Here is a 25,897-nt window from a genome sequence, read left to right as displayed (position 1 = left end):
CTTTCGGCCCCCGGTGAAAAGCTCAATATTCGCGCAGGGCCGCATTGACCCTCAAGCGTGGCTTCTTTATCGGTTACCCGCCTCTTCCTTCAAAGGGTTTGCCCCATGTCCGCAACCACATCCGCCGCAGCCCCCGCCGCAAAGCCCCGCTCGTTTCAGGAAATCATCCTGAGGCTCCAGTCCTACTGGGCGTCCAAGGGCTGCGCCGTGTTGCAGCCCTATGACATGGAAGTGGGCGCGGGAACATTCCACCCTGCGACCACGCTGCGCAGCCTGGGCACCACGCCTTGGGCGGCGGCCTATGTCCAGCCCTCGCGTCGTCCCACCGACGGGCGCTATGGTGAAAACCCCAACCGTCTCCAGCACTACTACCAGTATCAGGTGCTGATCAAACCAAGCCCGCCCGAGATGCAGGATCTCTACCTCGGTTCGCTGGATGCCATCGGGATCGACACGTCGATGCACGACATCCGCTTCGTCGAGGACGATTGGGAAAGCCCCACGCTGGGCGCATGGGGGCTGGGCTGGGAAGTCTGGTGTGACGGCATGGAAGTGTCGCAATTTACCTATTTCCAACAGGTCGGCGGCCACGACTGCCACCCTGTATCGGGCGAATTGACCTATGGTCTTGAACGGCTTGCGATGTATGTGCTGGGCGTGGATCACGTCATGGACATGCCCTTCAACGATCCCGATGCGCCGATTGCCATGAGCTATGGCGATATCTTCCGCCAGACCGAACAGGAATATTCGCGCCATAACTTCGACGCCGCAGATACCGCCAAGCTGCTGCGCAATTTCGAGGAATGCGAGGCCGAATGCCACGCGCTGCTGGCGCAGGATGCGACAGACCCCAAGACCGGCAAGCGCATCATCATGGTGCATCCGGCCTATGATCAATGCATCAAAGCCTCGCATATGTTCAACCTGCTCGACGCGCGCGGCGTGATTTCCGTCACCGAGCGCCAAGCCTATATCGGCCGCGTGCGCGCGCTCGCCAAGGCCTGCGCGGATGCCTTTGTGCAGACCGAGGCAGGGGGGTGGACGCCGGACAGCACCGAGATCGCGACGGAAACGGCATGAACGGGAAATTTATCGCAGGGGTGATCGTGCTCGCCGCCGCCGCTTTTGGCGCGGTCGTCTATTACACCCAGGAATACGCCTATTACGAAGAGCTGCCCGCCAGCGCAGGCGACAGCTTGACCCTGACCACCGTGAGCGGGGCATCCGAGCCGTTTCTGGCCGACAATTTCCGCGCCATTGATGCCGATAGCTCGCCCATCCGCTATCGCGCCTGCTTTACCACGCCGATGTCCACGGCGATGCTGACCGAAACCTATCTGACCTATCTTAGCCCCGTGCCGCTGAATGCGCCCAAATGGTTCGACTGTTTCAACGCCGCGCGCATTGGCGCGGATCTGGAACGCGGGGTTGCAACCGCCTTTCTGTCGCAAACCAACGAGCCCTACGGCATCGACCGTGTGATTGCGGTCTACACCGATGGCCGCGCCTTTGCGTGGACCCAGATCAACCGCTGCGGCGAAGTTGTTTTCGACGGCGATCCCGCGCCCGAAGGCTGTCCGCCCGCCCCCGAAGGATATTGAGATGCCCGATCTTCTCATCGAACTGTTTTCCGAAGAAATCCCTGCGCGCATGCAAAAACGTGCCGCCGAGGATCTTAAAACGCTCCTCACCAACGCGCTTGTCGACGCGGGCCTGACCTATGCCTCCGCCGGTTGCTTTGCCACGCCGCGCCGCCTTGCCTTGTCCATCGACGGCTTGCTTGCCCAAAGCCCGACCACGACCGAGGAACGCAAGGGTCCGCGCGTCGATGCGCCCGAGAAAGCCATCGAGGGCTTCTTGCGCGGTGCCGGTGTCACGCGCGACCAGCTGGAAGCGCGTGACGAGAAAAAGGGCCAGATCTACTATGCCAAGATCACCAGACCGGGCCGTCCCGCCGCCGAGATCGTGGCCGAGGCGCTGGAAACCGCGATCCGCAGCTTTCCATGGCCCAAATCCATGCGCTGGGGCACGGGCACGCTGAAATGGGTGCGCCCGCTGCATTCGATCCTGTGCATCCTGTCCTCTGAAGAGGGGGCCGAAGTTGTGCCGCTGACGGTTGATGGTATCAGCGCAGGCAACACGACGCGCGGCCACCGCTTCATGGGGCCAGACGCGATCACCGTGCATGGTTTCGACGATTACCAAACCAAACTCAAACGTGCTTTTGTGATGCTGGACGGTGCCGAGCGCGCCGAACATATCTGGCACGATGCAACCAATCAGGCCTTCGCGCTGGGCCTTGAGGTGGTTGAAGACAAAGGCCTTTTGGCCGAGGTCTCGGGTCTGGTCGAATGGCCTGTCGTGCTTTTGGGCAGCATCGGGGAGGCCTTCCTCGACCTGCCGCCCGAAGTGCTGCAAACCTCGATGAAAGAGCACCAGAAATTTTTCTCCGTGCGCAATCCGAAAACCGGCCGCATCGAAAAATTCGTGACCGTGGCCAATCGTGACACCGCCGATCAGGGCGCGACCATCCTTGCGGGCAACCAGAAAGTGCTCTCGGCCCGCCTGTCGGATGCCAAGTTCTTTTGGGAAAACGATCTGCGTACCGTGGAACGTCAGGGCCTTGAGGGCATGGGCGCGCCGCTTGGCAATGTCACTTTCCACAACAAACTCGGAAGCCAGGCCGACCGCATCACCCGGATCGCCGCCCTTGCGCGCACGATCGCGCCGATTGTCGGCGCCGACGCGGATGAGGCCGACGTGGCGGCGCGGGTTGCCAAATCCGATCTGTCCTCGGAAATGGTCTATGAATTCCCCGAATTGCAGGGGATCATGGGCCGGTATTACGCCAAACGCGCCGCCCTGTCGGACGCCGTGGCCGATGCCTGCCGTGACCACTATTCCCCGCTCGGGCCGTCTGATGACGTGCCCACCGCGCCCGTCACCGTTGCCGTGGCGCTCGCGGACAAGCTCGACACGCTCACCGGTTTCTGGGCCATCGACGAAAAACCCACAGGCTCCAAAGACCCCTTCGCGCTGCGCCGTGCCGCTTTGGGGGTGATCCGTTTGATCGTGGTGAACGGGTTGTCGGCTTCGCTCAGCGATTTGTTTGGCAAGGGATTTGCAGGGGCGGATGCCGCCGACCTTTTGTCTTTCTTCCACGACCGCCTCAAGGTTTTCCTGAAAGATCAAGGTATTCGCCACGATGTGATCGACGCTTGCCTTGCGATGGAGGGCAATGACGATTTGACCTTGCTCGTCAAACGCGCCACCGCCCTGTCGGATGTGCTGGGCACGGATGACGGCGCGAACCTGATCCAGGGGTTCAAACGCGCCAATAATATTCTCAGCAAAGAAGAGGAAAAAGACGGGGTTGAATACAGCTTTGGCGCGGATGTGAAATTCTGCGAAACCGACGAGGAGCGGGCGCTGTTTGCTGCGCTCGACGCGGCCGAGGCCCAAATCAACCCCGCGATGGCCGCGCAGGATTTTGCGGCCGCAATGCAGGCGATGGCCAGTTTGCGCGCCCCGATTGATGCGTTCTTCGAGGCCGTGCAGGTCAATGCCGAGAGCGAAATCATCCGGCGCAACCGGCTGAACCTTTTGTCGCGCATTCGCACCACCTGCCTTGGGGTCGCTGACCTGACCCGCATCGAGGGCTGACAATGCCGACCCGCAGTTCACCCTTTTGTGCTGCGGGTTGTCCCGACTTTACATCACTTTTGCGCAGTTTCCCCCGGTCGCTTCAAATCCTGCGTTGCGTGGCGCCCGAAGAGGGGCCTATTGTTCAGACCAAAAGGGGGAGTGCTGCAATGCAGCAAGCTGTTGACTTCAAAGGGTTCACGCGAATCCGTCGGGTGGCCGCGATTGCGGTCAACACCCATGGCGGGCGTGCAAAATGCCTGCAACGCTTGATCCGCCTCGATTTTCCGGTGCCCGAAACGGTTGCTCTGTCCTTTGATGCCGTGCACCGCATCGCGGACGGGCAGATGACCGATGTCGACACGTTGCTCGGCATTTTTGGCACCAAGCCACTGCTTTCGGTGCGCCCTTCCTCGGAGGATCCCGATTGGGGCGGTCCCGGCGCGATGCTGAATGTCGGCATGAATGACGCCCGCCATGCCGAATTGACCCAAAGCCATGGGGCCGAGGCGGCAGATGGGCTGTATCTTCGATTTGTGCAATCCTACTCGGTTCACGTGGCCCGCCTTGATCCGGATATGTTCGAATTTGACAAGGACGCCACCACGGCGGCGGCGCTGAAAACGGCGCTGGCAGCCTATATGGACGAAACCGACGAACCCTTTCCCCAAGAACCTGCCGTGCAACTTGCCGAGGTTCTGCGCTCGATGGCGCGCGCGTGGGAGGGCACGACGGCGCGGCTGTTGCGACAGGCCAAAGGTGCGCCGGCCGAGGCCGGTCTGGGGCTGGTCGTTCAGGCGATGGCGCTTGGGGTTGGGCCGGGGGAAAGCGGCGCGGGGGTGATGCAACTGGTCGATGAGGTCAGTGGCGCACCGCTGATCAAGGGGCGGTATCTGCGCCAGGCGCAGGGGCGCGATGCCATGGCAGCAGGCGCTCAGACACAGGTCATGTTTCTGACGCGCGACAAGCGCGGATCGTCGCTTGAGGCCGATTGTCCCGAGATCTTTGCCGAACTGGTCCGTATTTCGAAACTCTGTCGCGTGAAGCTGCGCGAAGAAATGCAGATCGAATTTACCATTGAAAACGGTAAGTTGGCCCTGATTGACGCGGTGCGCGTGCAACGTTCGGCGCGCGCGGCCCTGCATGTCGCGGTTGATCTGGCGCGCGACAATATCATCCCGAAATCCGAAGCGGTCACGCGCATCGCGCCCCGCTCGCTTACGGAATTGTTGCACCCGCAAATCGATCCGCGCGGCTCGCGCAGCTTGATCACCACCGGCATTGCCGCCTCTCCGGGGGGGGCCTCAGGCAAGGCGGTCTTTACCTCCGCCGCCGCGCAGGCCTCTGCCGCGCGGGGCGAGCCTTGTATCCTTGTGCGACGCGAAACCGCGCCCGAAGACATTCGTGGGATGCATTCCGCCGCGGGCGTTCTTACCGAACGGGGCGGCATGTCCTCGCATGCGGCTGTGATCGCGCGCGGCATTGGCGTGCCCTGTGTGGTCGGGGCGTCGGAAATTTCCATCAGCATGCGCGGCCACGCCTTCACCACGGCGCGTGGTGTGACCATCAAAGAGGGCGAGATCATCACCCTCGATGGCACGACCGGGCAGGTGCTTGCGGGGGAGGCGGATATGTTGGCGCCCGCGCTCGACGATCATTTTGTCGAGCTGATGGATTGGGCCGACAGTTTTCGCGACATCGGTGTGCGCGCCAATGCCGACACCCCCAAAGATGCCGCCACCGCGCGCAATTTCTCCGCCGAGGGCATCGGGCTGTGCCGCACCGAGCATATGTTTTTCGACGGGGATCGCCTGACGGTGATGCGCGAGATGATTTTTGCCAAGGCACCGGCGGATCGCGCCGAGGCCCTGTCGCGCCTGTTGCCCATGCAGCGGGCTGATTTCATCGAGTTGTTCCAGATCATGCAGGGCTTGCCTGTCTGTATCCGGCTGTTCGATCCGCCCTTGCATGAATTCCTGCCCCACGACCGCGCGGGGCTGCGCGAATTGGCCGAGGCGCTGGATCTTCCGCTGTCGGATGTGACGCGGCGGGTCGAATATCTCAGCGAATTCAACCCGATGCTGGGAATGCGGGGGGTGCGACTTGGCATCACCATCCCTGAAATTTACGACATGCAGGCGCGGGCGATTTTCGAAGCGACCATCGAGGCCTCGACCCAGCGTGGCGGTGAGGCTGTGGTGCCCGAAATCATGGTGCCGCTGATTTCGGCCAAACGCGAGGTCGAGCTGGTCAAAACCCGCATCGATGCGGTGGCGGCGGCGGTGCGCAACGAAACCGGCAAACAATTTACCTATCGCCTCGGCGTGATGGTCGAGACGCCGCGCGCGGCGCTTCGGGCCGGAGATATCGCGGCGAATGCGGCATTTTTGTCTTTCGGGACGAATGACCTGACGCAGATGACCTATGGGCTGTCGCGCGACGATGCGGGGCGCTTTATGAACACCTACGTCCAGCAGGGGGTTTACCCCGAAGACCCGTTCCACGTGCTTGATGTCGAGGGGGTCGGCGAGTTGCTTGCCATCGGGGCCGAGCGCGGGCGGGCGCGCCATCCGGGGGTGACATTGTCGGTCTGCGGCGAGCATGGCGGCAACCCCGAATCTATCGCCTTTTGTCGCGCGCATGGATTCGATTATGTGTCCTGTTCGCCCTACCGTGTGCCCGTTGCCCGCCTTGCGGCCGCGCAGCTCGCAATAAAATCACGCGAAAGTTGACGTTTAGGTTAACCCCAAGATTTCCCACAATTTTGTATGAAATATTGCGGTCTCCCCTGGGGAGTCTCTGCAACGTTGTTCATGTTTTATTCCCGATTAAAAGGCAGGCAGGCTGGACGAATTGCGCTTTGTGATGTAGCAGACGCGCCGATCTGACCACCTTGAGCCCATCTGCGGGCCGCAACGGAGGGGGAACCTATGCCGACCCTTAACGCAGCCACGGCCCAGCCGATCGCGCGACAGTTTACACCGGCCAGCCTGTTTACACCGGCCAGCCTGCGCCGTGCCTTCGGGGCAACCGTTCTGTGTGCCCAGCTTTTGGCGGGCGCGATTGCCTTTGCGCCGGGCGCTGCACAGGCGGATGTCACGGTGAGTGCCTCGAACGATCCCAACATCTCGATCGATGCCGGAGTGGCCGCCGAGGGTCTGGGGAACGATATGTCGCGCGGCCTGGGCACATCGCTCTTTCGTCGTATTTTCCAGCCCTTGACGCCCGAAGCTGATGTGCAGGTGCCGGTTGTTGCCTATACCCGCGCCTTCATCGACGCCCAGCCCATCGCCACGGGGGATGCGCAGTGGGAATGCCTCACGCAGGCCCTGTATTTCGAGGCGCGCGGCGAAAGCGTCAAAGGGCAATTCGCCGTTGCCGAAGTCATTCTCAACCGCGCAAGCAGCGCAAAGTTCCCCGCGACCGTTTGCAAGGTCATCAATCAGGGGACGGGCAAGAAATACCAGTGCCAGTTCACCTACACCTGCGACGGCCTCGCTGAAAAGGTGAATGAACGCGCGGCCTGGGAACGGGTCGGCAAGGTGGCCCGCCTCATGCTTGACGGGGCACCGCGTGTGTTGACCGATGGTGCCACGCATTATCACACCCGCGCCGTGAACCCGCGCTGGTCGCGTCAATTCGCGCAAACCGCAACGATTGGCGTCCATCTGTTTTACCGGATGCCACAGGCCTAAGCCGGCAGGCAACGGGTTTTGCCGTTGCCGCGGCGGGCTTTGGGCGGGGGATCCGCCCGTTTTTGGCGTGAAACGGCGCGGGCATGGCCAAGCGCGTGTTTTTGGGGTAGGGCAGGCACAGCCCGAGGCAAGCCAAGAGACATCCGCGATGAGTTCCGACATCGGCCACGCATTCGACCACCCCGAAGCCCGGGCAGCAGCCACCGCAGGCTCTGCGCGTCACGATGCGCCATTTGACCGTATTTCGCTGCGTGATCATATGCTTGAGGTCGAAATCGGGGCCTTTCAGGCCGAACGCGGGGTGAACCAGCGCATCAACTTCAACGTGGTTGTCGAGGTCACGCCCGACACCGGCCCCGTCGAGGATGACGTTGATCGCATTCTCAGCTACGACCGCATCACCGAAGCGATCCATTTTGAAACCCATGCCGAGCGCCTTGCGCTGCTGGAAACGCTTGCCGAACGGATCGCTGCGCGCATTCTGGCCGAGCCGCGCGCCTTTCGGGTGTTCGTGCGGATCGAAAAACTGGATCGCGGCCCCGGCGCTTTGGGCGTGGAAATCGTGCGCACGAAAGGGGCCAGTGCCACGCCGGCCCAAATCATCGCCCCCGCGCCGCGCCCCTTGGTGGTCTATCTGGACAACGTCGCGATTGCCTCGCCGCATTTGTCTGGCTGGCTGGACGCCCTGGCCCACGATCCGCGTCCGGTGATCCTGACCGTGGGGCTGCCGGATGGCCCGCGCCCGCAGGTTCAGGCCAGCGCTGCCCAACGCCGCATCGACCTTTTGGCGATCGAGCAGAACGCGTGGCGTTTGGGCGCGCGCGATCCGCGGGCCGTGGTGCGCGCCACGCGCACGGAATTGGACTGGGCCATGAAAACCGGCCAGCTGTCGGTCTGGGCCCCGTCAAAAATCGTGCTCGACACGCCGCATGGCCCCCATGGAGCACCGCTTGATCTGGTGACATGGTTTGCGCGCGAAGAAAAAGCGACCGAACTGTTGATCCTGGGGCAGGACACGGGCGCAAAGAGCGCGCCACAGGACACGCAGGTCCCGCGACGCTCCCTGCCGTTGAGCGCGCATCTCGACCTCGCGGCGCAAGCGCTTTAAAGAGGCCGCAGACCCGCTTTCGGAGGCCGCATGCGCTCGCAGTATTTTCGCCCGCTCGTTCAATGTGACATCGCGCGTCCCGCTGACGCGCAGAGGCTTGCAGGGGGCTGGGGTTGGTTCACGCAGGTCGAAGTGCTCAGCCGTGGCGCGCCGCCGCAGGTTATTGCCGCAAAAGAGCTTGCGCCCGATGTGCTTTGGGCGTTGAGCGCGCCGCGTGCCGATTGCGCCGGCCTTGACATGGGGCGGCCGAATTTGATGGGCATCCTCAATGTCACCCCCGACAGTTTTTCCGATGGCGGCCGTTTCGACAAGCCTCAGGCCGCGATCGCGCATGCGCAGGGCATGGTGGCAGCGGGCGCCGATATTCTGGATATCGGGGGCGAAAGCACCCGCCCCGGAGCCGCAGAGGTCAGCGTTGACGCCGAAATCGACCGCGTGGTGCCGGTGATTGCCGCCATTCGCGGCGCGGGCAGTACAGCGATCTCCATCGACACCCGCAAAGCGCCGGTTGCACAGGCCGCTCTCGCGGCAGGGGCGACTTTGGTCAACGATGTTGCGGCGGGCACCTTCGATCCCGATATTTTGGCCTGCACCGCGCAAGCCCGTGCTCCCTATTGCCTGATGCATGCCCAGGGCGATCCCGAAACCATGCAGGACGCGCCGCAGTATGACGACGTGTTGCTTGATGTGTATGATTTTCTGGAGGCGCGGATCGCCCATGCGCAGGCCGCTGGCATCGCGCGCCATCAGATCATCGCCGACCCGGGGATCGGTTTTGGCAAAAGCACGGCGCATAATCTGGCGCTGCTGGCGCGCATATCGCTGTTTCACAGCCTCGGCGTCCCGATTTTACTTGGCGCATCGCGCAAACGTTTCATCGGCGTGATCGCAGATACGCAAAACCCCGCCGACCGGATGGCCGGATCGGTGGCCGTGGCGTTGGCGGGCATCGCGCAGGGGGTTCAGATTACCCGCGTCCATGATATAGCTCAGACCCGACAGGCCTTGTCCCTCTGGCAGGCCGTTGAAAGCGGAAAGGCCTGATATGACACGCAAACTCTTTGGCACCGACGGGGTGCGCGGCACGGCGAACTCCTATCCGATGACGGCCGAGATGGCGTTGAAACTGGGCGCGGCCGCCGGGCGCTACTTTCGCCGCGACGGCTCGACCGCGCACCGCGTGGTGATTGGCAAGGACACGCGGCTTTCGGGTTACATGTTCGAAACGGCGATGACGGCCGGCTTTACCTCGACGGGGATGAACGTGTTTTTGCTGGGGCCGGTGCCCACGCCTGCGGTGGGTATGCTCACGACCTCGATGCGGGCGGATGTCGGCGTGATGATTTCCGCCTCCCACAATCCTGCCGCAGATAATGGTATCAAATTCTTCGGGCCGGACGGATTCAAGCTGTCCGACGAGGCCGAGGCCGAAATCGAGCGTTTGGTTTTTGAGGGGGTCGAACCGGCGCAGGCCCGCAACATCGGCCGCGCCAAACGCATCGACGACGGGCGCTTTCGCTATAACGAACGGATCAAGGCCTCGTTGCCGCGCGGGATGACTTTGGCGGGGATGAAGGTGGTGATTGATTGCGCCAATGGCGCGGCCTATCGCGCGGCTCCCGAGGTGCTTTGGGAGTTGGGCGCGGAGGTGATCCCTGTCGGAACCACGCCCAACGGTCAGAATATCAACGAAAACTGCGGGTCGACCTCGGTGAGTACCGCTGCGCAAACCGTGGTGGCGCATGGTGCGGATGTGGGGATCTGCCTTGATGGTGACGCGGATCGTGTGATGATCCTTGACGCGCAGGGGCGGGTGGCCGATGGCGACCAGATCATGGCGCTCTTTGCCAAACAGGGGGCCGCTGCAGGCAGCTTGAAGGGGGGCGCGCTTGTGGCCACGGTGATGTCCAATCTCGGGCTGGAGCGTTGCATGGATGAGGCGGGCCTGCGGCTGGAACGTACAGCCGTGGGGGATCGCTACGTGGTCGAGCGGATGCGCGCGGGGGGATTCAATCTGGGCGGTGAGCAATCGGGTCATATTGTGATGAGCGACTATGCCACCACCGGCGACGGGCTTTTGGCGGGATTGCAGTTTCTATCGGCAATGGTGCAGACGGGCAAACCGGCGTCGGAACTGGCGCAGCAATTTGACACGGTGCCCCAGCTTTTGAAAAACGTCCGCTATACTGCGGGCCAGACCCCGCTTGAGGCGGCGCAGGTGCAAGCGGCCATTCGTGACGCCGAGGTCAAGCTGGCTGGAAAGGGGCGGCTGTTGATCCGCAAATCCGGCACCGAGCCGCTGATCCGCGTCATGGCCGAAAGCGAGGACGAGACCCTGATGAGGGCTGCTGTGGACAGCGTTGTCGAGGCGGTCGAAGCGACCACGCGTTGATGCGTTGAAATTGGGTATTTAGATCCGAAAGAAACCCACGGCCGTGGCAGGGTTGTAGGGGGTGAGATCAAAAAGGGCGCGCCACTTGGCACGCCCTTTTCGTTTTGTGGTGACGCGGCTTAGTTGCGCTCTTTGTCGACCATTTTGCCTGCGGAAATCCACGGCATCATGGCGCGCAGTTTTTCACCGACTTTTTCGATCTGGTGTTCGTCGTTGATGCGACGGGTCGCTTTGAACGAGGGCTGGCCGACAGCGTTTTCCTGCATGAAGTCACGCACGAATTTGCCGTTCTGGATGTCGGTGAGCACGTCTTTCATGCGCTGTTTGGTTTCTGCGTAGGGCAGAACGCGCGGGCCGGAGACGTATTCGCCGTATTCGGCGGTGTTCGAGATCGAGTAGTTCATGTTGGCGATGCCGCCTTCATAGATCAGGTCCACGATCAGCTTGGTTTCGTGCAGACATTCGAAATAGGCCATTTCGGGCTCGTAGCCTGCTTCCACGAGGGTTTCGAAACCGCAGCGGATCAGTTCGACGATGCCGCCGCACAGAACGGCTTGTTCACCAAAGAGGTCGGTTTCGCATTCCTGACGGAAGTTGGTTTCGATGATACCCGAGCGACCGCCACCGATGGCCGAGCAGTAGGAGAGCGCGATTTCTTGCGCTTTGCCCGAGGCGTCGGATTCCACGGCGAAGAGGCAGGGCACGCCGCCGCCTTTGGTGTATTCGCCGCGCACGGTGTGGCCGGGGCCTTTGGGGGCCATCATGATCACGTCGACGCCGGGTTTGGTTTCGATCAGGCCGAAGTGGACGTTCAGACCGTGAGCGAAGGCAATCGCCGCGCCCTCTTTGAGGTTGTCGTGGACGTATTTTTTGTAGGTTTCAGCCTGAAGTTCGTCGGGCATGGTGAACATGATGACGTCACACCAGGCGGCAGCTTCGGCGATGCCCATGACCTGCAGGCCTTCGGCTTCGCATTTTTTCGCCGAAGGGGAGCCTTCGCGCAGTGCGACAACGATGTTTTTCGCGCCGGAATCGCGCAGGTTCAGCGCGTGGGCGTGGCCTTGGCTGCCATAGCCCAAGATGGCAACTTTTTTCTCTTTGATGAGGTTCACATCGCAATCGCGATCGTAAAAGACGCGCATGGGTCTCTCCTTTGGTAGGGTCTGCGGTGCAGACCGGATATGATGGGGGCACAATAGGGGGAAATTGCGAAAGGTGCGCGACAAAACTTGAATGTTTTGCAGGTTCATGTAAAAAATCATGCATAATTTGTAGATTTGTGATGAAGTTCATGCAGATTGATGACACGGACCGCAGGATTTTGCGCCAGTTGCAGGCCGCGCCCGACGCTTTGCCGCGCGATCTGGCCGAGCGCGCCGGGGTGACGCCGGCGACCTTCACGCGGCGCATGGAAAAAATGCGCGAGGCCCGCATTTTGCGCGGCGCGCGCGAGGACATCCACTGGCCCGCCTTGGGCTACGCGGTGGAGGTGTCGCTGCGGTTTTCGTTGGACAAGACCGATCCGCGTGCCTTTGACGATTTTATCGCCGCTGCCCGTCTTGTGCCCGAAGTCATTGGTATCCAGACCTTTTTGGGGCGGGTCGATGTGCGGCTTTTGGTGATCGCGCGCGATATGGGCCATTATCAAAGCGTTTATCGTGAACGCATTCTGACCCTGCCGCATATTTCCGATATCGAGGCGCTGGTGAACGTGGCCACGATCAAATCCGAAACAAGCGTGCCGCTATGATCGACCTTGATGACATCGACCGCCATTTCCTGCGCGCCCTGTCGCGCGATGCGAGCCTGTCGGCGGGGGCCTTGGCGCGGCAGGTGGGGATCAACCAGTCGGTCGCCTGGCGCAGGGTCAAGCGGTTGCGCGACGCGGGGGTCTTTGCGGGGCGCAGGGTCGAACTGGATCTGGATGCCCTGGGTTTTACCGTCACCGTGTTCCTCGGCATCAAGCTGGCGACCAAGGGGTTGGTGTCGCTCGATGATTTCGAGCGAGCGGTGCGCGCGATCCCCGAGGTACAGATCGTGCAGCATACGCTGGGGCTGTTTGACTACCGCCTGCGGGTCGTGGCGCGGGATTTGCCCGACTTCGAGCGGGTGCTGCGCCGCCGGATCATGACCCTGCCGGGGGTGGGCAACGTCGAGGCCAATATCCTGCTGTCCGAGGAACGCCTCACCGGACCGATCTAAGCAAAAAGGGCGCCCGAAAGAGCGCCCTTTTCCTGTTCCAGCCTAGCCGAAGATCAGTCGATCTTGGGCAGCAGCGCGTTGAGGCTTTCTTTGGCGTCGCCGTAGAACATGCGCGTGTTCTCTTTGTAGAACAGCGGGTTCTCGATGCCGGAGTAGCCGGTGCCTTGGCCGCGTTTGGACACGAAGACCTGCTTTGCCTTCCACACCTCGAGGACCGGCATCCCTGCGATGGGGGAGTTGGGGTCTTCCTGGGCGGCGGGGTTCACGATGTCGTTCGAGCCGATGACGATGACCACGTCGGTGTCGGGGAAGTCCTCGTTGATTTCGTCCATTTCCATGACGATGTCATAGGGCACTTTGGCCTCTGCGAGCAGCACGTTCATGTGACCGGGCAGGCGGCCTGCCACGGGGTGGATGGCGAAACGCACGTTCTTGCCCTTGGCACGCAGCTTGCGGGTCATTTCGGACACGGCCTGTTGCGCTTGGGCGACCGCCATGCCGTAGCCCGGCACGATGATGATGCTGTCGGCTTCGTTGAGGGCCGAGGCCACGCCATCGACGTCAATCGCCACCTGTTCGCCCTCGATTTCCATCGCAGGGCCGGTGGTGCCGCCAAATCCGCCCAGAATCACCGAGACAAAGGAGCGGTTCATCGCCTTGCACATGATGTAGGACAGGATCGCGCCCGAAGAGCCGACCAGCGCGCCGACCACGATCAGCAGGTCGTTGGAGAGCGAGAAACCGATCGCCGCAGCGGCCCACCCCGAGTAGGAGTTGAGCATGGAGACCACGACCGGCATATCCGCGCCGCCGATGCCCATGATCAGGTGGTAGCCGATGAACAGCGCAAACAGGGTCATGATGATCAGCGGCAGGACCGCGCCCGTGTTGCAGTACCAGATCAGGCAGAGCACCGAAATCACGGCAGAGCCTGCATTGAGCATATGCCCACCGGGCAGCTTTTGCGCCTTGGAGGTGAGTTTGCCGGCAAGTTTGCCAAATGCCACCACCGAGCCGGTGAAGGTCACGGCACCGATGAAGATGCCAAGGAACAGCTCGACCTTGAGGATCGCGAGTTCCACGCCGGTTTTATGGGCGACGAGGGCTGGAAATGTGCCTAGGTTTTCAAGGCTGTGCGCGTCCATGCCCGCCACGTTGTTCATGACGATATGGGCGTTGTAGCCGACGAAAACCGCTGCAAGACCCACCAGCGAATGCATGGCGGCGACCAGTTGCGGCATCTCGGTCATTTCGACCTTTTTCGCCACATACCAGCCGATCAGACCGCCGCCTGCGATGAGGATCAGCGACAACAGCCACAGGCCAGCGCCCGGTCCAAAGAGCGTGGCGACAACTGCAAGCGCCATGCCCGCAATCCCGTACCACACCGCGCGTTTGGCGCTTTCCTGACCCGACAAACCGCCCAGCGACAGGATGAAAAGAACAGCTGCGACCACATAGGCCGCCGTTGTGAAACCAAAGTCCATGTTTTCTCTCCCGCCTTACGATTTCTGGAACATGGCGAGCATGCGCCGGGTGACGAGGAAGCCGCCGAAGATGTTGATACCGGCCATGAAAACCGACAGGGCGGCCAGAACCACCACAAGCCAGCTTCCCGACCCGATCTGCATCAGCGCCCCGAGAATGATGATCGAGGAAATCGCGTTGGTGACCGCCATCAGCGGGGTGTGCAGCGAATGCGCCACGTTCCAGATAACCTGGAAGCCGATGAAGACCGAGAGCACGAAAACGATGAAGTGCTGCATGAAGGACGCGGGCGCGACAAGGCCCACGCCAAGCAGCAGGATCGCCCCGACCGCCAGCAGCGTCACTTGGGTTTTGGTCTCTTTCTTGAAGGCGGCCACTTCGGCGGCGCGCTTTTGCTCGGCCGTCAGTTCGGGCGCTTTTTCCTTGGGTTTTTGGGCCGCAATCGCCTTCACTTTGGGGGGCGGCGGCGGGAAGGTGATCTCGCCCTGATGGGTCACGGTCGCGCCGCGGATCACGTCGTCTTCCATGTTGTGGTTGACCACGCCGTTCTTTTCGGGCGTGAGATCGGCCATCATGTGCCGGATATTCGTCGCATAAAGCGTCGAGGCCTGCGCGGCCATGCGGCTGGGGAAATCGGTGTAACCGATGATGGTCACACCGTTTTCGGTGACGATTTTCTGGTCCGCCACGGTCTGTTTGCAGTTGCCGCCTTTTTCGGCCGCAAGGTCCACGATGACCGAGCCGCGCTTCATCGCGCCAACCATGTCCTCGGTCCAAAGCTCGGGGGCTTCGCGGTTGGGGATGAGCGCCGTGGTGATCACGATGTCCATCTCGGGGGCGAGCTCGCGGAATTTGGCCAGCTGTGCTTCGCGAAATTCTGGGCTGGACACGGAGGCATAGCCCCCCGTCGCCGCACCGTCCTGCTGTTCCTCTTTGAAGTCGAGGTAGACAAATTCTGCCCCCATCGATTCGACCTGCTCGGCCACTTCGGGGCGCACGTCGAAGGCATAGGTGATCGCGCCCAGCGAGGTCGCGGTGCCGATGGCGGCAAGACCCGCAACGCCTGCGCCCACGACCAGAACCTTGGCAGGGGGGACTTTGCCCGCAGCCGTGATCTGGCCGGTAAAGAAGCGGCCAAAGTTGTTGCCCGCCTCGATGACAGCGCGGTAGCCCGCGATATTGGCCATAGAGGACAGCGCGTCCATTTTCTGCGCACGGCTGATGCGGGGCACCATATCCATGGCGATGACATTTGCGCCCTTGGCTTTGGACAGGTCCAACAGATCGCTGTTGCCCGCTGGATTGAACATGGAAATCAAGGTCTTGGAGCTATCCAGCCGCTTGACTTCCGTCTCGGAGGGCGCGCGCACTTTGGCGATCACATCCGCGTCTTTGAACAGGGCAGCGGCCGTTTTGACCACCGTCACGCCTGCAGCCTCATAGGCCGCATCTTCAAATCCAGCCGCAGCACCTGCACCGGTTTCAATCAGACAGTCATAGCCCAGCTTTTGCAGCTGACCCGCGCTGTCGGGGGTCATGGCAACGCGTGCTTCCCCCTCGAAAATTTCCTTCGGAACCCCGATCTTCAATTTTTGGTCCTCTTCCCCTAGGCGCAGGTTGGCCCTGCGTTTACCGCGGCCCTCGCTGAGGATACCGCATCGTCATTTCCGGTCTGCCCGTGTGCGAGCAATTTTATTGCGCAGTCGATTGTTAGCAACTGCAGCGTGAACTCACAACACATTCCAAAGTGCGACATCACATCGACGCCCGACAGCATGAAACCTCTGTGCAACACGCGTGCGACAGGGCACCCGATGGGGCGACCCCGCGCAAACTTGCGAACCATAAACCCAGGTTGCCGCCAGGGTAAATGCACCACGATCTAAAAAACCGCAATGTTGGCGTTAACACGGTGTTAATTGCAGTGCACTCATGGTCCTGCCGGCTTTTGATGCGCGCCACGGCCTTGCGCAACGCAAAATCGCGGCGCAAAACTGCGCGATGATGCGAATCCGAACTTTTCATCGCAGGGATGCGGCGGCCTGTCAGCGCGTGTTCTTGCGGGCGGTGCATTTGGGCACGGCACCCCATTACACCGCTGCCGAACGTGCCGCCTGGGCAGGGGAGGACGTGGCGAGCGATGTCTGGGAGGCGCGGCTGTCGCGCCAGTGGACCTTTGTTGCCAAGGGCTTGCGCGGGGTCGAAGGTTTTTTAACCCTCGGACGCGACGGGCATATCGACTTTCTCTATGTCTTGCCCGAACAGCGCCGAAGCGGGCTTGCAGGTCAGCTCTATTGCGCTGCCGTTGCCTGTGCGCAACGGGCGGGGCTGCGCCAGCTCGACACGCAAGCAAGCCATCTCGCGCGCCGGTTCTTTGAAAAGCGCGACTGGCAGGTCACAGCGCGCCAAAGCGTGATCCGCAATGGCGTGGCGCTGACAAATTTCAGGATGGAAAAACGGCTTTAGGCGACCTTGTCGGCCTGTGCGCTGGGCGGACTGCGCCTTGTGGCATAGTCCTGCACTGCCTTGCCAAAGGCGACAAACAAGGGGCGCGACACGGGATCGTTGGCGGCATTCCATTCGGGATGCCATTGAACGGCCAGCGTGAACCCGCGCGCGCCCTGCACGTAGATCGCTTCGGGCGTGCCGTCGGGCGCGTATCCTTCGACGACGATCCGCGCGCCGGCCTCCTTTATTCCCTGACCGTGCAGGGTGTTGGTCATGACCTCTTGCGCGCCAAAAAGTTTGGCAAATACACCCCCCTGCGCAAGTGTCACCTTATGGCGCAGGGCGAATTTTTCCTCGATGGATCCATCGGGGGGCATGCGGTGGTTCATCCGGCCCGGAAGGTCGCGAATTTCGGGATAGAGCGTGCCGCCCATCGCCACATTCACCTCCTGAAAGCCGCGACAAATGCCCAGGATCGGCTGGCCACGCTCCACACAGGCGCGGATCAGGGGCAGGGCGATGGCGTCGCGGCTGCGGTCAAAGAAACCGTGCGCCTTGGTCTCTGCCTCACCGTATTCCTCGGGGTGGACATTGGGGCGCCCGCCGGTAAACAAAAAGCCGTCGCAGGCCTCCAGCAGGTCTTCAACACGCACCAGACGCGGGTCGGCGGGCACCAAAAGCGGGGTGCAGTCGCTCACCTGCGAAATGGCCTGCGAGTTCATCAACCCGCCTCCGTGAATTTCGTAAGCGCCATCAATCGTGTGATGATTTCCGATAATTCCGACAACGGGTCGTGCCACCTGAGCGGTCCTTCTCTACTGAATAGGGTATTTATAGGCCGGATAGGGCGGGAAAAACAGGGCTGGGGGCCAAAACTAGCGCGCGCGCGGCCTAACCTTGCGGCATTTGCCTAGATTTCAGCCGTAAATCCGCAGGCGGTGATGGCAAAGGTCGCGGCTTCGGCGTCCTGCTGCGAGGTTGCGCCGGTGACGCCAATGCCACCGATCACGCGCCCCGATGCGTCCTTGATCAGGCCGCCCCCCTGGCCGGGAAGGGCGAAGGGACCATAAGCCTGGGCAAGGGAGGTGAAAAACGCGGGCCGAAGTTCAGCTTTCTCGCCAATTTCCGTGCCGCCCATGCCCAGCATGACCGCCATTTTCGCCTTGCCGATGGCCAGTTCCAGCCGTCCGGGAGGCGCGAGATCCCCGCGCGCAAAGGCAATCGCATGGCCGCCCGCATCCACAACGACCGTCGAAAGCGGGTTCCAGCCGCGCTCGGCGCCGTAAGCGATGGAGTGGGCGACGATGGCTTGGGCAACGGTTAGCGAAATGTCGGTCATGTCCGGCCTCACGAAAGGGAAAGGGTCTGCGCAAGACATCGCAGTGCGGGTTGCGCGGCTCAAGTGAAATCTGCAAAACTGGTCGGGTCAGGGGCGTGTTGCCCGCTTGAACACCGTCACAAGGAGGTCGCCATGAGCGCGCCGATAGGGCAAGATCAGTCTGGAACCGAGCGCTTCGAAAACGAGCGCGACCTGGGGTTTTCACGGGTGCTGAACGCGCCCGCGGCGGTGCTGTTTTCCTGCTGGACGACGCCTGAGCATCTCAAGGCGTGGTTTGTGCCCAAGCCCAATCGGGTGACCCATTGCGATCTGGATCCGCGCGCGGGCGGCAAATGCAATACCACCTTTGATGTCGGCGGCACCGTGATGGAAAACAACGGGGTGTATCTTGAGGTGGTTCAGGACAAAAAGATTGTCTTTACAGACGCCTACACCGAAGGCTGGCTGCCAAACCCCACGCCGTTCATGACCGCGATCGTGACCTTCGAGGATCTCGGTGATGGCACAACGCGCTACAGCGCCACCGCCCGCCACCTCACGGGCGAGGCAAAAGTTCAGCACCGCGACATGGGCTTTTTCGACGGCTGGGGCGCCGTTGCGGATCAACTGGAAGACTACGCACAAAGCCTGTCGCGTTAAACGTGTGACAAAAAGAGGCGGCCGAGGGGACGGCCGCCTGATAGCCGCGGGGTAGCGGATTTTGGTGCGGCTGGTGCGGTGCGCGTGTTACTGGGTCGCTTCGATTTGTTCGGCGTCCGTTTGGATTTGCACATCCGAGCCCTGGGCAATCCCGCTGTCGGCGGCGCTGGCTTCGGGAGACAGCGTTTCGGTATCGCTGGCAGGCGCGTCCTCCATGATAAAGCTTTCGGTCTGCTCGGTGGATGCGGGGACAAATTCCGCCCCGTCCTGCGGCTGCGAACTGCTGAAGGCAAAAATGTAGACAAGCGTGATCACAGCAACAAATGCGATGCCAATCGCCATGCCGACCAGCGGGCCTTTGTGACGGCGTTCCTGAGTTTCGATATTCGTGTTTGGCGCAGACATGGTCCCATTTCCTCATCTCTTTTACGGCCTCCGGTTGTGAAGGCGCGATCACAGGGCTAACGTTTCAGCCAGCATCCGGTTCAAAAGTTTTCGACATAAAGATGTCGTTTGACACCGGCGATCTGGACCACCCGAAAGGCTCCCATGAAAGACGCAAGCGCCCCCACGGCCCCGCAGACCATTTATCTCAAAGATTACGCCGCCCCCCATCATTGGGTCGACACGGTCCATTTGACCTTTACCCTTGCGCCGCAGGCAACGCGGGTGCTGTCGCGCATCGCCTTTGTTCCCAATGCGGAAAATCCCGGTGATCTGGTGCTCAACGGCGAACAACTGACCCTGCTGTCGCTGCGCATCGACGGCGAGAGCGTCGAATACGCCGTCACCGACACGCATCTGACCGTTGCGCAAGCGGATCTGCCAAGCGGCGCCTTTACGTTCGAAGCGGAAGTGGAAATTTCGCCCCAAACCAACACGGCGCTTGAGGGGCTTTATATGTCGAGCGGCATGTATTGCACCCAATGCGAGGCGGAAGGGTTTCGCAAGATCACCTATTACCCCGACCGTCCCGATGTGATGGGCGTTTTCACCGTGCGCGTCGAATCCGAGCTGCCTGTGCTTTTGTCCAACGGCAATCCGGTGGCATCGGGCAAGGGCTGGGCCGAATGGCACGATCCGTGGAAAAAACCCGCCTATCTGTTCGCTTTGGTGGCCGGAGACCTGATCGCGCATAACGACTCTTTTACCACGATGTCGGGCAAAGAGGTCGATCTGAACATCTATGTGCGCAAGGGCGACGAGGACAAATGCGCCTTTGGCATGGCGGCATTGAAAGCCTCGATGACATGGGACGAAGAGGTCTACGGGCGCGAATATGACTTGGACATTTTCAACATTGTCGCTGTTGACGACTTCAACATGGGCGCAATGGAGAACAAGGGGCTGAACATCTTTAACTCCTCTTGTGTGCTGGCCTCGCCGGAAACCTCGACGGATGCGACATTCGAGCGGGTCGAGGGCATCATCGCCCATGAATATTTCCACAACTGGACGGGCAATCGCATCACCTGTCGCGACTGGTTCCAGCTCTGCCTGAAAGAGGGGCTGACGGTTTACCGCGATCAGATGTTCTCAGGCGATATGCGCAGCCATCCGGTTAAAAGGATTGAAGAAGTTCTGCAATTGCGCGCCCGCCAGTTTCGCGAGGACAACGGGCCGCTTGCCCATCCGGTGCGCCCCGAAAGCTTTGTGGAAATCAACAATTTCTACACCGCGACCGTCTATGAAAAAGGCGCGGAAATCATCGGGATGCTGCGCCGCCTCGTGGGCGACGAAGCCTATTACGCGGGCTGTGCGCTTTACTTTGACCGCTTTGACGGGCAGGCCGTCACGATCGAGGATTGGCTGGCCTGTTTTGCGCAGGTGACGGGGCGTGACCTTGCACAATTCCAACAATGGTACAGCCAGGCCGGAACGCCGCGCCTGAGTGTCACCGAAGCGTTTTCAGGTGACAGTTTTACCCTCACCTTCACTCAGGAGACCCCGCCAACGCCGGGACAGGCCGTGAAGAAGCCGCAGGTGTTGCCCATCGCTGTCGGCCTGATCGCGGCGGACGGGACCGAAGTCCTGCCCACCACGGTTCTGGAAATGACACAGGCCAGCCAGAGCTTTACCTTTTCGGGACTGGCGGCGCGCCCGACCGCCTCGATCTTGCGGGACTTCTCGGCACCGGTGATCCTGACCCGCGACATCGACGCGACCACCCGCGCCTTCCTTTTGGCCCATGACACCGACCCGTTCAACAAATGGGAAATGGGGCGGATGCTTGCCAAGGACACGTTGATCGCCATGATCACGCGCAACGAAGCCCCCGCTGGCGATTATCTGGACGCGCTCAAAGCGGTGCTCACGGATGACAGTCTTGATCCGGCGTTTCGCGCGCTGACCCTTGGACTGCCGTCGCAAGATGATCTGGCTCAAACGCTGTTTGATGCGGGGCAGACGCCCGATCCGATGGCAATCTACGAGGCGCGCGAGGCCTTGCGCCACGCTCTGGCACATCATTTTGCCGATGTCCTGCCCGACCTGTTCGCGCAGCTTGATGCGGGCACGTTCAAACCGGATGCCGACGGGTCGGGCAAGCGGTCTTTGCGCATGTCGGTTCTGTCGCTGCTAAGCCTGATTGACGCCGGGAAAGCCGCCCAGGGCCTCTTTGAAAGCGCCGATAATATGACCGAGCAAGCGGGCAGCCTGCTGGCGCTTTTGGGCGCAGGCAAGGGAGAGGAAGAGCTTGCAAGCTTTTACGCGCAGTGGTTTCACGACCGGCTTGTGATGGACAAATGGTTCATGATGCAGGTCGCAACTGCCGCGCCACTCGAAGCGGCGCAAATCGTGGCAAAGCTGACGCAACATGCCGATTTCAATGCCAAAAACCCCAACCGCTTTCGCGCTGTTTTCGGGGCATTGGCCGCAAACCACGCAGGGTTCCATGCGCCCGACGGGGGTGGCTACAAGCTGCTGGCGGATGCGTTGATCGACCTCGATAGCCTGAACCCGCAGACCACGGCGCGCCTGTGCACCGCTTTTGAAACCTGGCGGCGCTATGACGGGGATCGCCAATCCATGATCCGCGACCAGCTTATGCGTATTTTGGCCAAACCGGACCTGAGCCGCGATACCACCGAAATGGTCACCCGCATTCTGGGGGACTGAGACGCCAAGGCCGCTCTGCCCGTAGCGGGCAGGGCGGTATGCCGAAGTATTCCGGCAAGAGTTTGAAAATAATACATAAGTTCACTTTTCACGCGCCGGTTTGCAGCCTATTGTCCCGACAATTGCTTCTTGTGGACTTGGCCTGATGACCCCGATTGACGACCACCCGCGCCGCTATGCGCTTGCCAATGAATTGCATGCGCGCCCGTTTCCCAAAATTGCGGCGCCCGCGCGCGCGGTCTATCTTGCGTTGCGGGCCAGCGGCGATGCGGCGCGGCGCGATCGCGCGCTTGATCACGCCCATCTTGTGGCGCTCTTGACCCGTTTTGGCGCAACGCCGCCCCCGATCGAGGCCACCCATTGGTCCGGTCAAATCGGCACCTATCATTTGAAATGGGAAAGCCACACAGAGTTTGTGACCTATATGGTGACGCTGTCGGGAAAATCGCAACGCTCCTTTGATGCGCGTGATTTCGAAGTGTTTCCAGAGGATTGGCTTGCGACAGCGCCGGGACAGAGGATCGCGTCTGCCCATCTGCGGATCGACATCGAACCGGATAAGAACCGCATGGCCGATCAAATCGACCAGTGGTTCGAAAGCGAAAGCCTTGCCGTGTCCGAAGTCCTTGAGGGCGCGTTGGTCATCGCGTCGGATTTTCGCCTCGATACGGCGGGGCACACCCGCTTTGCCGTTTTTCCCGACGCGCAGACCGGCGCGAACCGCATCGGGCGCGTTGTCCAGCGGCTCTGCGAGATCGAGACCTATAAAACCATGTCAATGCTGGGGCTTGTGCAGGCGCGCAAAACCCACCTCGAAATGGCAAAAATCGAAGGTGAACTTGCGGCCTTGATCGACCTGATGACTGCCCCCGACACCGTGGGCGAGGCGGATGCGCTGGCGGATCTGCTGGCGCTCTCGGCGCAAATCGAAAAGCTGGTCACGAAATCAAGCTTTCGCTTTGGCGCGACAGGCGCCTATGAGGCCATCGTCACCCAGCGGATCGAGGTTTTGCAGGAGGCGCGGTTTTTGGGGCGGCAGACCTTTGGCGAATTCATGCTGCGCCGCTACGATCCGGCGATGCGCACGGTGACCTCGACCAACGCGCAACTTGCCTCTCTGGCGCAGCGCGCCGCACGGGCTGCCGATCTTTTGCGCACCAAGGTCGATGTGGCGCGGCAGGCGCAAAACCAGGCCTTGCTGGCCTCAATGGATCGCCGTGCTGATCTGCAATTGCAGCTTCAAGAAACCGTCGAGGGGCTGTCCGTGGTCGCGATAAGCTATTACGCCTTGAATTTGCTGGGATATCTGACCTACCCGCTGGTTGAGCCGCTGGGGCTGAGCAAAGGTCTGGCCATGGCGGGCCTCACGCCCTTTGTGGTGCTTGCGGTGTGGCTTGGCTTGCGCCGGATGCGCAAAGCGGTGCATTGAGCGTGCTCCCTTGACCTTCGCGCGCGCGGCGCTCACCCTATGCCAACTGCCGCGCGCGCCAAACTTTCAGGACCTCTCCCATGCCCGTCAAAAACCGCCTTGCCGATCTTCTGCCCGAAATGACCGCGTGGCGGCGCGATTTTCACGAAAGCCCCGAACTGATGTTCGAGGTGCATGAAACAGCGGCCAAAGTTGCGCGCTACCTGCATGATTTCGGCTGTGACGAGGTGGTCGCGGGCATCGGGCGCACGGGCGTGGTCGGGGTCATCAAGGGGCGCGCGGGCGGATCCGGTCGCACCCTTGGCCTGCGCGCCGATATGGATGCCTTGCCGATCTTGGAAGATACGGGGCTGAGCTATGCGTCGAAAAACGCGGGCGTGATGCATGCTTGTGGCCACGACGGTCACACGACAATGTTGCTGGGGGCGGCGAAATACCTCTGTGAAACCCGCAACTTCGACGGCACGGCGGTGGTGATTTTCCAACCGGCCGAAGAGGGGGGCGGTGGCGGGCGCGTGATGTGCGAGGAGGGGCTGATGAGCCGCTTTGGTATCGACGAGGTCTACGCGATGCACAATTGGCCCGGTCAGGCGCTGGGCACCTTTGCGATCCGGCCGGGACCGTTTTTTGCAGCCTCCGACGAGTTTCGCATCGTTGTCGAGGGCAAGGGCGGGCATGCCGCCAAGCCCCATGAGGCGGTAGATACGGTGGTGATATCGAGCCAGATTATCATGGCGCTTCAAACGATTGCGTCGCGCACCGTGGACCCGACGCAGCAGGTTGTGGTTTCTGTCACCTCGATCGAGAGTTCGTCGAAAGCCTATAACGTTCTGCCGCAACGTGTGACGCTGCGTGGCACCGTGCGCAGCTTGGAAGAGGATGTGCGCGATCTGGCCGAGGCGCGCGTCACCGAGATCGCGCGCGGGACGGCCTTGGCTCTTGGGGCGCAGGCGCAGGTGACCTACACGCGCGGCTATCCGGTGATGGTGAATGCCGATGTCGAGACGGGCTATGCCGCCGAAGCGGCGCGTCGTGTCGCCGGAGATTGCGCTGTCGCGCCGCTGATCATGGGGGGGGAGGATTTTTCCTACATGCTCAACGAACGGCCCGGCGCCTATATTTTGCTTGGCAATGGCGATACGGCGCCGGTTCATCATCCCCAATATAATTTCGACGACGAAATCATTCCCTTGGGCAGCTCGTGGTTTGTGGAACTGATCGAGACCCGTCTGCCGCTGCGCTGACGGGTGAGGGTTTTGGGTATTTTTATCCGAAAGAAACAGGCGTGCTTTCGCATCCCCGCATAGTCGCGCCGTGTCAGCCCCCTGTGTGGGACATGTGGCGCGGGACCTGGCCGTCGATTTTTTGGCGGGAGTAGTCGAAATCATGGCCTTTGGGTTTGCGGGCGATGGCCTCATGGATGGCGTTGATCAGTAGCGCATCGCTTTGGGAAGCGCGCAGCGGGCTGCGCAGGTCGGCGCGGTCTTCCTGGCCCAGACACATGTAGAGGTCGCCGGTGCAGGTCATGCGCACGCGGTTGCAGCTTTCGCAGAAATTATGGGTCAATGGGGTGATAAACCCGATTTTCTGGCCGGTTTGCGCGAGGGTTACGTAGCGCGCGGGGCCGCCTGTCCGCTCGGTCAGGGGGGTGAGCGTGTAGCGCTGTGAGAGGCGCGCGCGCAGGTCGGTGAGGGCCCAATATTGGTCGATCCGGTCCTCGCCGCCGATGTCGCCCATGGGCATGACTTCGATGAAGGTGAGGTCCATATCTTCGCGCGCGCACCACGCGACCAGATCGAAAAGTTCGTTTTCGTTGAAGCCTTTCAGGGCGACGACATTGATTTTGACGCGCAGGCCTGCGGCTTTGGCGGCCTGGATGCCGTCGAGCACCTGGGGCAGGCGGCCCCATCGGGTGATTTGCGCGAATTTGTCGGCGTCCAGCGTGTCGAGCGAGATGTTGATGCGCCGCACGCCAGCGTCAAATAGCGGTTGGGCAAAGCGCGTAAGTTGCGAGCCGTTGGTGGTGAGGGTCAACTCGTCCAGGGCGCCGCTGTCGAGATGGCGGGTCATCGCCTGAAAGAAGGTCATGATCCCTTTGCGCACAAGGGGTTCACCGCCGGTAATGCGCAGTTTGCGCAGGCCCAGACCGATGAAGGTACTGCACAGGCGGTCGAGTTCTTCGAGGCTGAGCAGTTCCTTTTTCGGCAAGAAGGTCATGTTTTCCGCCATGCAATAGGTGCAGCGGAAATCGCACCGGTCCGTCACCGAGACCCGCAGGTAGGTGATTGGGCGCGCGAACGGGTCGATGAGTTTGGGCGGTGTGTTCATGAGGCCAAGCTAGGGTGCGCTGGCGGGCTTGCCAAGGGCAAGTGCTATTGCTTGTCGCGGGCAGGTC

General features: G+C 61.4%; 22 protein-coding genes. 15 read left to right on the top strand and 7 right to left on the bottom strand.

Features of this window, described 5'->3' with window-relative positions:
* Positions 1-105 precede the first annotated feature (105 nt).
* From AQS8620_RS04970 to glmM, 8 genes are all read left to right on the top strand, one after another.
* A complete protein-coding gene (locus tag AQS8620_RS04970; RefSeq protein ID WP_085835748.1) occupies positions 106-1,083 on the top strand; it encodes a glycine--tRNA ligase subunit alpha in 978 nt (325 codons plus the stop codon).
* Entirely contained in the window at positions 1,080-1,604 is a 525-nt protein-coding gene (locus AQS8620_RS04965; protein ID WP_085835747.1) for a DUF6446 family protein, read from the top strand. Before AQS8620_RS04970 ends, AQS8620_RS04965 begins: the two co-directional genes overlap by 4 nt.
* 1 nt (position 1,605) lies before the next feature.
* Positions 1,606-3,666 (top strand): glycine--tRNA ligase subunit beta, encoded by a 2,061-nt coding sequence (gene glyS / locus AQS8620_RS04960; protein WP_085835746.1) that lies wholly within the window; start codon positions 1,606-1,608, stop codon positions 3,664-3,666.
* A 149-nt stretch (positions 3,667-3,815) separates the two neighbouring features.
* The gene (locus AQS8620_RS04955; protein WP_085835745.1) at positions 3,816-6,377 is read left to right on the top strand and encodes a putative PEP-binding protein; all 2,562 of its coding nucleotides are present in this window, start codon (positions 3,816-3,818) and stop codon (positions 6,375-6,377) included.
* A 198-nt stretch (positions 6,378-6,575) separates the two neighbouring features.
* The gene (locus AQS8620_RS04950) at positions 6,576-7,340 is read left to right on the top strand and encodes a cell wall hydrolase (RefSeq protein WP_085835744.1); all 765 of its coding nucleotides are present in this window, start codon (positions 6,576-6,578) and stop codon (positions 7,338-7,340) included.
* 148 nt (positions 7,341-7,488) lie between these two features.
* Positions 7,489-8,448 carry a dihydroneopterin aldolase gene (locus AQS8620_RS04945; RefSeq protein WP_085835893.1) on the top strand — a complete coding sequence of 320 codons (960 nt, stop codon included), beginning with the start codon at positions 7,489-7,491 and terminating at the stop codon, positions 8,446-8,448.
* A 30-nt stretch (positions 8,449-8,478) separates the two neighbouring features.
* Positions 8,479-9,492 (top strand): dihydropteroate synthase, encoded by a 1,014-nt coding sequence (gene folP / locus AQS8620_RS04940; RefSeq protein WP_085835743.1) that lies wholly within the window; start codon positions 8,479-8,481, stop codon positions 9,490-9,492.
* Position 9,493: 1 nt separating this feature from the next.
* Complete coding sequence (gene glmM / locus AQS8620_RS04935) at positions 9,494-10,840, top strand: phosphoglucosamine mutase (protein WP_085835742.1); 1,347 nt, start codon at positions 9,494-9,496, stop codon at positions 10,838-10,840.
* Positions 10,841-10,959: 119 nt separating this feature from the next.
* On the opposite strand, the gene ilvC is transcribed toward glmM, so the two are convergent.
* Positions 10,960-11,982, bottom strand: a complete 1,023-nt coding sequence (gene ilvC / locus AQS8620_RS04930; protein ID WP_085835741.1) for a ketol-acid reductoisomerase — start codon at positions 11,980-11,982, stop codon at positions 10,960-10,962.
* 149 nt (positions 11,983-12,131) lie between these two features.
* Between ilvC and AQS8620_RS04925 the strand changes: the two genes are divergently transcribed.
* Together AQS8620_RS04925 and AQS8620_RS04920 are read left to right on the top strand one after the other, a co-directional pair.
* Positions 12,132-12,590 carry an Lrp/AsnC family transcriptional regulator gene (locus AQS8620_RS04925; protein ID WP_085835892.1) on the top strand — a complete coding sequence of 153 codons (459 nt, stop codon included), beginning with the start codon at positions 12,132-12,134 and terminating at the stop codon, positions 12,588-12,590.
* Positions 12,587-13,042, top strand: coding sequence for an Lrp/AsnC family transcriptional regulator (locus AQS8620_RS04920; protein ID WP_085835740.1), 456 nt, complete (start codon positions 12,587-12,589; stop codon positions 13,040-13,042). Before AQS8620_RS04925 ends, AQS8620_RS04920 begins: the two co-directional genes overlap by 4 nt.
* 53 nt (positions 13,043-13,095) lie before the next feature.
* Here the strand turns inward: AQS8620_RS04920 and AQS8620_RS04915 are convergent, their stop codons facing one another.
* Positions 13,096-14,529, bottom strand: coding sequence for an NAD(P)(+) transhydrogenase (Re/Si-specific) subunit beta (locus tag AQS8620_RS04915; RefSeq protein ID WP_085835739.1), 1,434 nt, complete (start codon positions 14,527-14,529; stop codon positions 13,096-13,098).
* A 15-nt stretch (positions 14,530-14,544) separates the two neighbouring features.
* Entirely contained in the window at positions 14,545-16,119 is a 1,575-nt protein-coding gene (locus tag AQS8620_RS04910) for a Re/Si-specific NAD(P)(+) transhydrogenase subunit alpha (RefSeq protein WP_085835738.1), read from the bottom strand.
* A 343-nt stretch (positions 16,120-16,462) separates the two neighbouring features.
* Here AQS8620_RS04910 and AQS8620_RS04905 point away from each other — a divergent pair, with 343 nt between their 5' ends.
* A complete protein-coding gene (locus tag AQS8620_RS04905; RefSeq protein WP_085835737.1) occupies positions 16,463-16,996 on the top strand; it encodes a GNAT family N-acetyltransferase in 534 nt (177 codons plus the stop codon).
* On the opposite strand, the gene AQS8620_RS04900 is transcribed toward AQS8620_RS04905, so the two are convergent.
* Positions 16,993-17,778, bottom strand: coding sequence for a gamma-glutamyl-gamma-aminobutyrate hydrolase family protein (locus AQS8620_RS04900; RefSeq protein WP_085835736.1), 786 nt, complete (start codon positions 17,776-17,778; stop codon positions 16,993-16,995). The genes AQS8620_RS04905 and AQS8620_RS04900 overlap by 4 nt on opposite strands.
* Positions 17,779-17,888: 110 nt before the next feature.
* Positions 17,889-18,317 carry a GlcG/HbpS family heme-binding protein gene (locus AQS8620_RS04895; RefSeq protein WP_085835735.1) on the bottom strand — a complete coding sequence of 143 codons (429 nt, stop codon included), beginning with the start codon at positions 18,315-18,317 and terminating at the stop codon, positions 17,889-17,891.
* Positions 18,318-18,449: 132 nt separating this feature from the next.
* On the opposite strand from AQS8620_RS04895, the gene AQS8620_RS04890 reads away from it, so the two are divergent.
* Positions 18,450-18,956 carry an SRPBCC family protein gene (locus tag AQS8620_RS04890; protein WP_085835734.1) on the top strand — a complete coding sequence of 169 codons (507 nt, stop codon included), beginning with the start codon at positions 18,450-18,452 and terminating at the stop codon, positions 18,954-18,956.
* 87 nt (positions 18,957-19,043) lie between these two features.
* On the opposite strand, the gene AQS8620_RS04885 is transcribed toward AQS8620_RS04890, so the two are convergent.
* Positions 19,044-19,361 carry a hypothetical protein gene (locus AQS8620_RS04885; protein ID WP_085835733.1) on the bottom strand — a complete coding sequence of 106 codons (318 nt, stop codon included), beginning with the start codon at positions 19,359-19,361 and terminating at the stop codon, positions 19,044-19,046.
* 144 nt (positions 19,362-19,505) lie between these two features.
* Between AQS8620_RS04885 and pepN the strand changes: the two genes are divergently transcribed.
* From pepN to AQS8620_RS04870, 3 genes are all read left to right on the top strand, one after another.
* On the top strand, positions 19,506-22,073 hold the full coding sequence (pepN, locus tag AQS8620_RS04880; RefSeq protein ID WP_085835732.1) for an aminopeptidase N: 2,568 nt from the start codon (positions 19,506-19,508) through the stop codon (positions 22,071-22,073).
* 145 nt (positions 22,074-22,218) lie between these two features.
* Entirely contained in the window at positions 22,219-23,502 is a 1,284-nt protein-coding gene (locus AQS8620_RS04875) for a DUF3422 family protein (protein WP_085835731.1), read from the top strand.
* 80 nt (positions 23,503-23,582) lie between these two features.
* Entirely contained in the window at positions 23,583-24,746 is a 1,164-nt protein-coding gene (locus tag AQS8620_RS04870; protein WP_085835730.1) for a M20 aminoacylase family protein, read from the top strand.
* A 73-nt stretch (positions 24,747-24,819) separates the two neighbouring features.
* Here the strand turns inward: AQS8620_RS04870 and moaA are convergent, their stop codons facing one another.
* Entirely contained in the window at positions 24,820-25,830 is a 1,011-nt protein-coding gene (gene moaA, locus AQS8620_RS04865; RefSeq protein ID WP_085835729.1) for a GTP 3',8-cyclase MoaA, read from the bottom strand.
* Between the last annotated feature and the right edge of the window lie 67 nt (positions 25,831-25,897).

Source organism: Aquimixticola soesokkakensis (assembly GCF_900172375.1).
Classification (GTDB): domain Bacteria; phylum Pseudomonadota; class Alphaproteobacteria; order Rhodobacterales; family Rhodobacteraceae; genus Aquimixticola; species Aquimixticola soesokkakensis.
The sequence above is the reverse complement of the archived record's forward strand: the minus strand, read 5'-3'. Positions and strand labels throughout refer to the sequence as shown.

What these genes read in the sequence shown, in the direction of transcription:
- AQS8620_RS04970 (WP_085835748.1), top strand. Translation starts at nt 106, where the DNA reads ATGTCCGCAACCACATCCGCCGCAGCCCCCGCCGCAAAGCCCCGCTCG.
- AQS8620_RS04965 (WP_085835747.1), top strand. Translation starts at nt 1,080, where the DNA reads ATGAACGGGAAATTTATCGCAGGGGTGATCGTGCTCGCCGCCGCCGCT.
- glyS (WP_085835746.1), top strand. Translation starts at nt 1,606, where the DNA reads ATGCCCGATCTTCTCATCGAACTGTTTTCCGAAGAAATCCCTGCGCGC.
- AQS8620_RS04955 (WP_085835745.1), top strand. Translation starts at nt 3,816, where the DNA reads ATGCAGCAAGCTGTTGACTTCAAAGGGTTCACGCGAATCCGTCGGGTG.
- AQS8620_RS04950 (WP_085835744.1), top strand. Translation starts at nt 6,576, where the DNA reads ATGCCGACCCTTAACGCAGCCACGGCCCAGCCGATCGCGCGACAGTTT.
- AQS8620_RS04945 (WP_085835893.1), top strand. Translation starts at nt 7,489, where the DNA reads ATGAGTTCCGACATCGGCCACGCATTCGACCACCCCGAAGCCCGGGCA.
- folP (WP_085835743.1), top strand. Translation starts at nt 8,479, where the DNA reads ATGCGCTCGCAGTATTTTCGCCCGCTCGTTCAATGTGACATCGCGCGT.
- glmM (WP_085835742.1), top strand. Translation starts at nt 9,494, where the DNA reads ATGACACGCAAACTCTTTGGCACCGACGGGGTGCGCGGCACGGCGAAC.
- ilvC (WP_085835741.1), bottom strand. Translation starts at nt 11,982, where the DNA reads ATGCGCGTCTTTTACGATCGCGATTGCGATGTGAACCTCATCAAAGAG.
- AQS8620_RS04925 (WP_085835892.1), top strand. Translation starts at nt 12,132, where the DNA reads ATGCAGATTGATGACACGGACCGCAGGATTTTGCGCCAGTTGCAGGCC.
- AQS8620_RS04920 (WP_085835740.1), top strand. Translation starts at nt 12,587, where the DNA reads ATGATCGACCTTGATGACATCGACCGCCATTTCCTGCGCGCCCTGTCG.
- AQS8620_RS04915 (WP_085835739.1), bottom strand. Translation starts at nt 14,529, where the DNA reads ATGGACTTTGGTTTCACAACGGCGGCCTATGTGGTCGCAGCTGTTCTT.
- AQS8620_RS04905 (WP_085835737.1), top strand. Translation starts at nt 16,463, where the DNA reads ATGGTCCTGCCGGCTTTTGATGCGCGCCACGGCCTTGCGCAACGCAAA.
- AQS8620_RS04895 (WP_085835735.1), bottom strand. Translation starts at nt 18,317, where the DNA reads ATGACCGACATTTCGCTAACCGTTGCCCAAGCCATCGTCGCCCACTCC.
- AQS8620_RS04890 (WP_085835734.1), top strand. Translation starts at nt 18,450, where the DNA reads ATGAGCGCGCCGATAGGGCAAGATCAGTCTGGAACCGAGCGCTTCGAA.
- AQS8620_RS04885 (WP_085835733.1), bottom strand. Translation starts at nt 19,361, where the DNA reads ATGTCTGCGCCAAACACGAATATCGAAACTCAGGAACGCCGTCACAAA.
- pepN (WP_085835732.1), top strand. Translation starts at nt 19,506, where the DNA reads ATGAAAGACGCAAGCGCCCCCACGGCCCCGCAGACCATTTATCTCAAA.
- AQS8620_RS04875 (WP_085835731.1), top strand. Translation starts at nt 22,219, where the DNA reads ATGACCCCGATTGACGACCACCCGCGCCGCTATGCGCTTGCCAATGAA.
- AQS8620_RS04870 (WP_085835730.1), top strand. Translation starts at nt 23,583, where the DNA reads ATGCCCGTCAAAAACCGCCTTGCCGATCTTCTGCCCGAAATGACCGCG.
- moaA (WP_085835729.1), bottom strand. Translation starts at nt 25,830, where the DNA reads ATGAACACACCGCCCAAACTCATCGACCCGTTCGCGCGCCCAATCACC.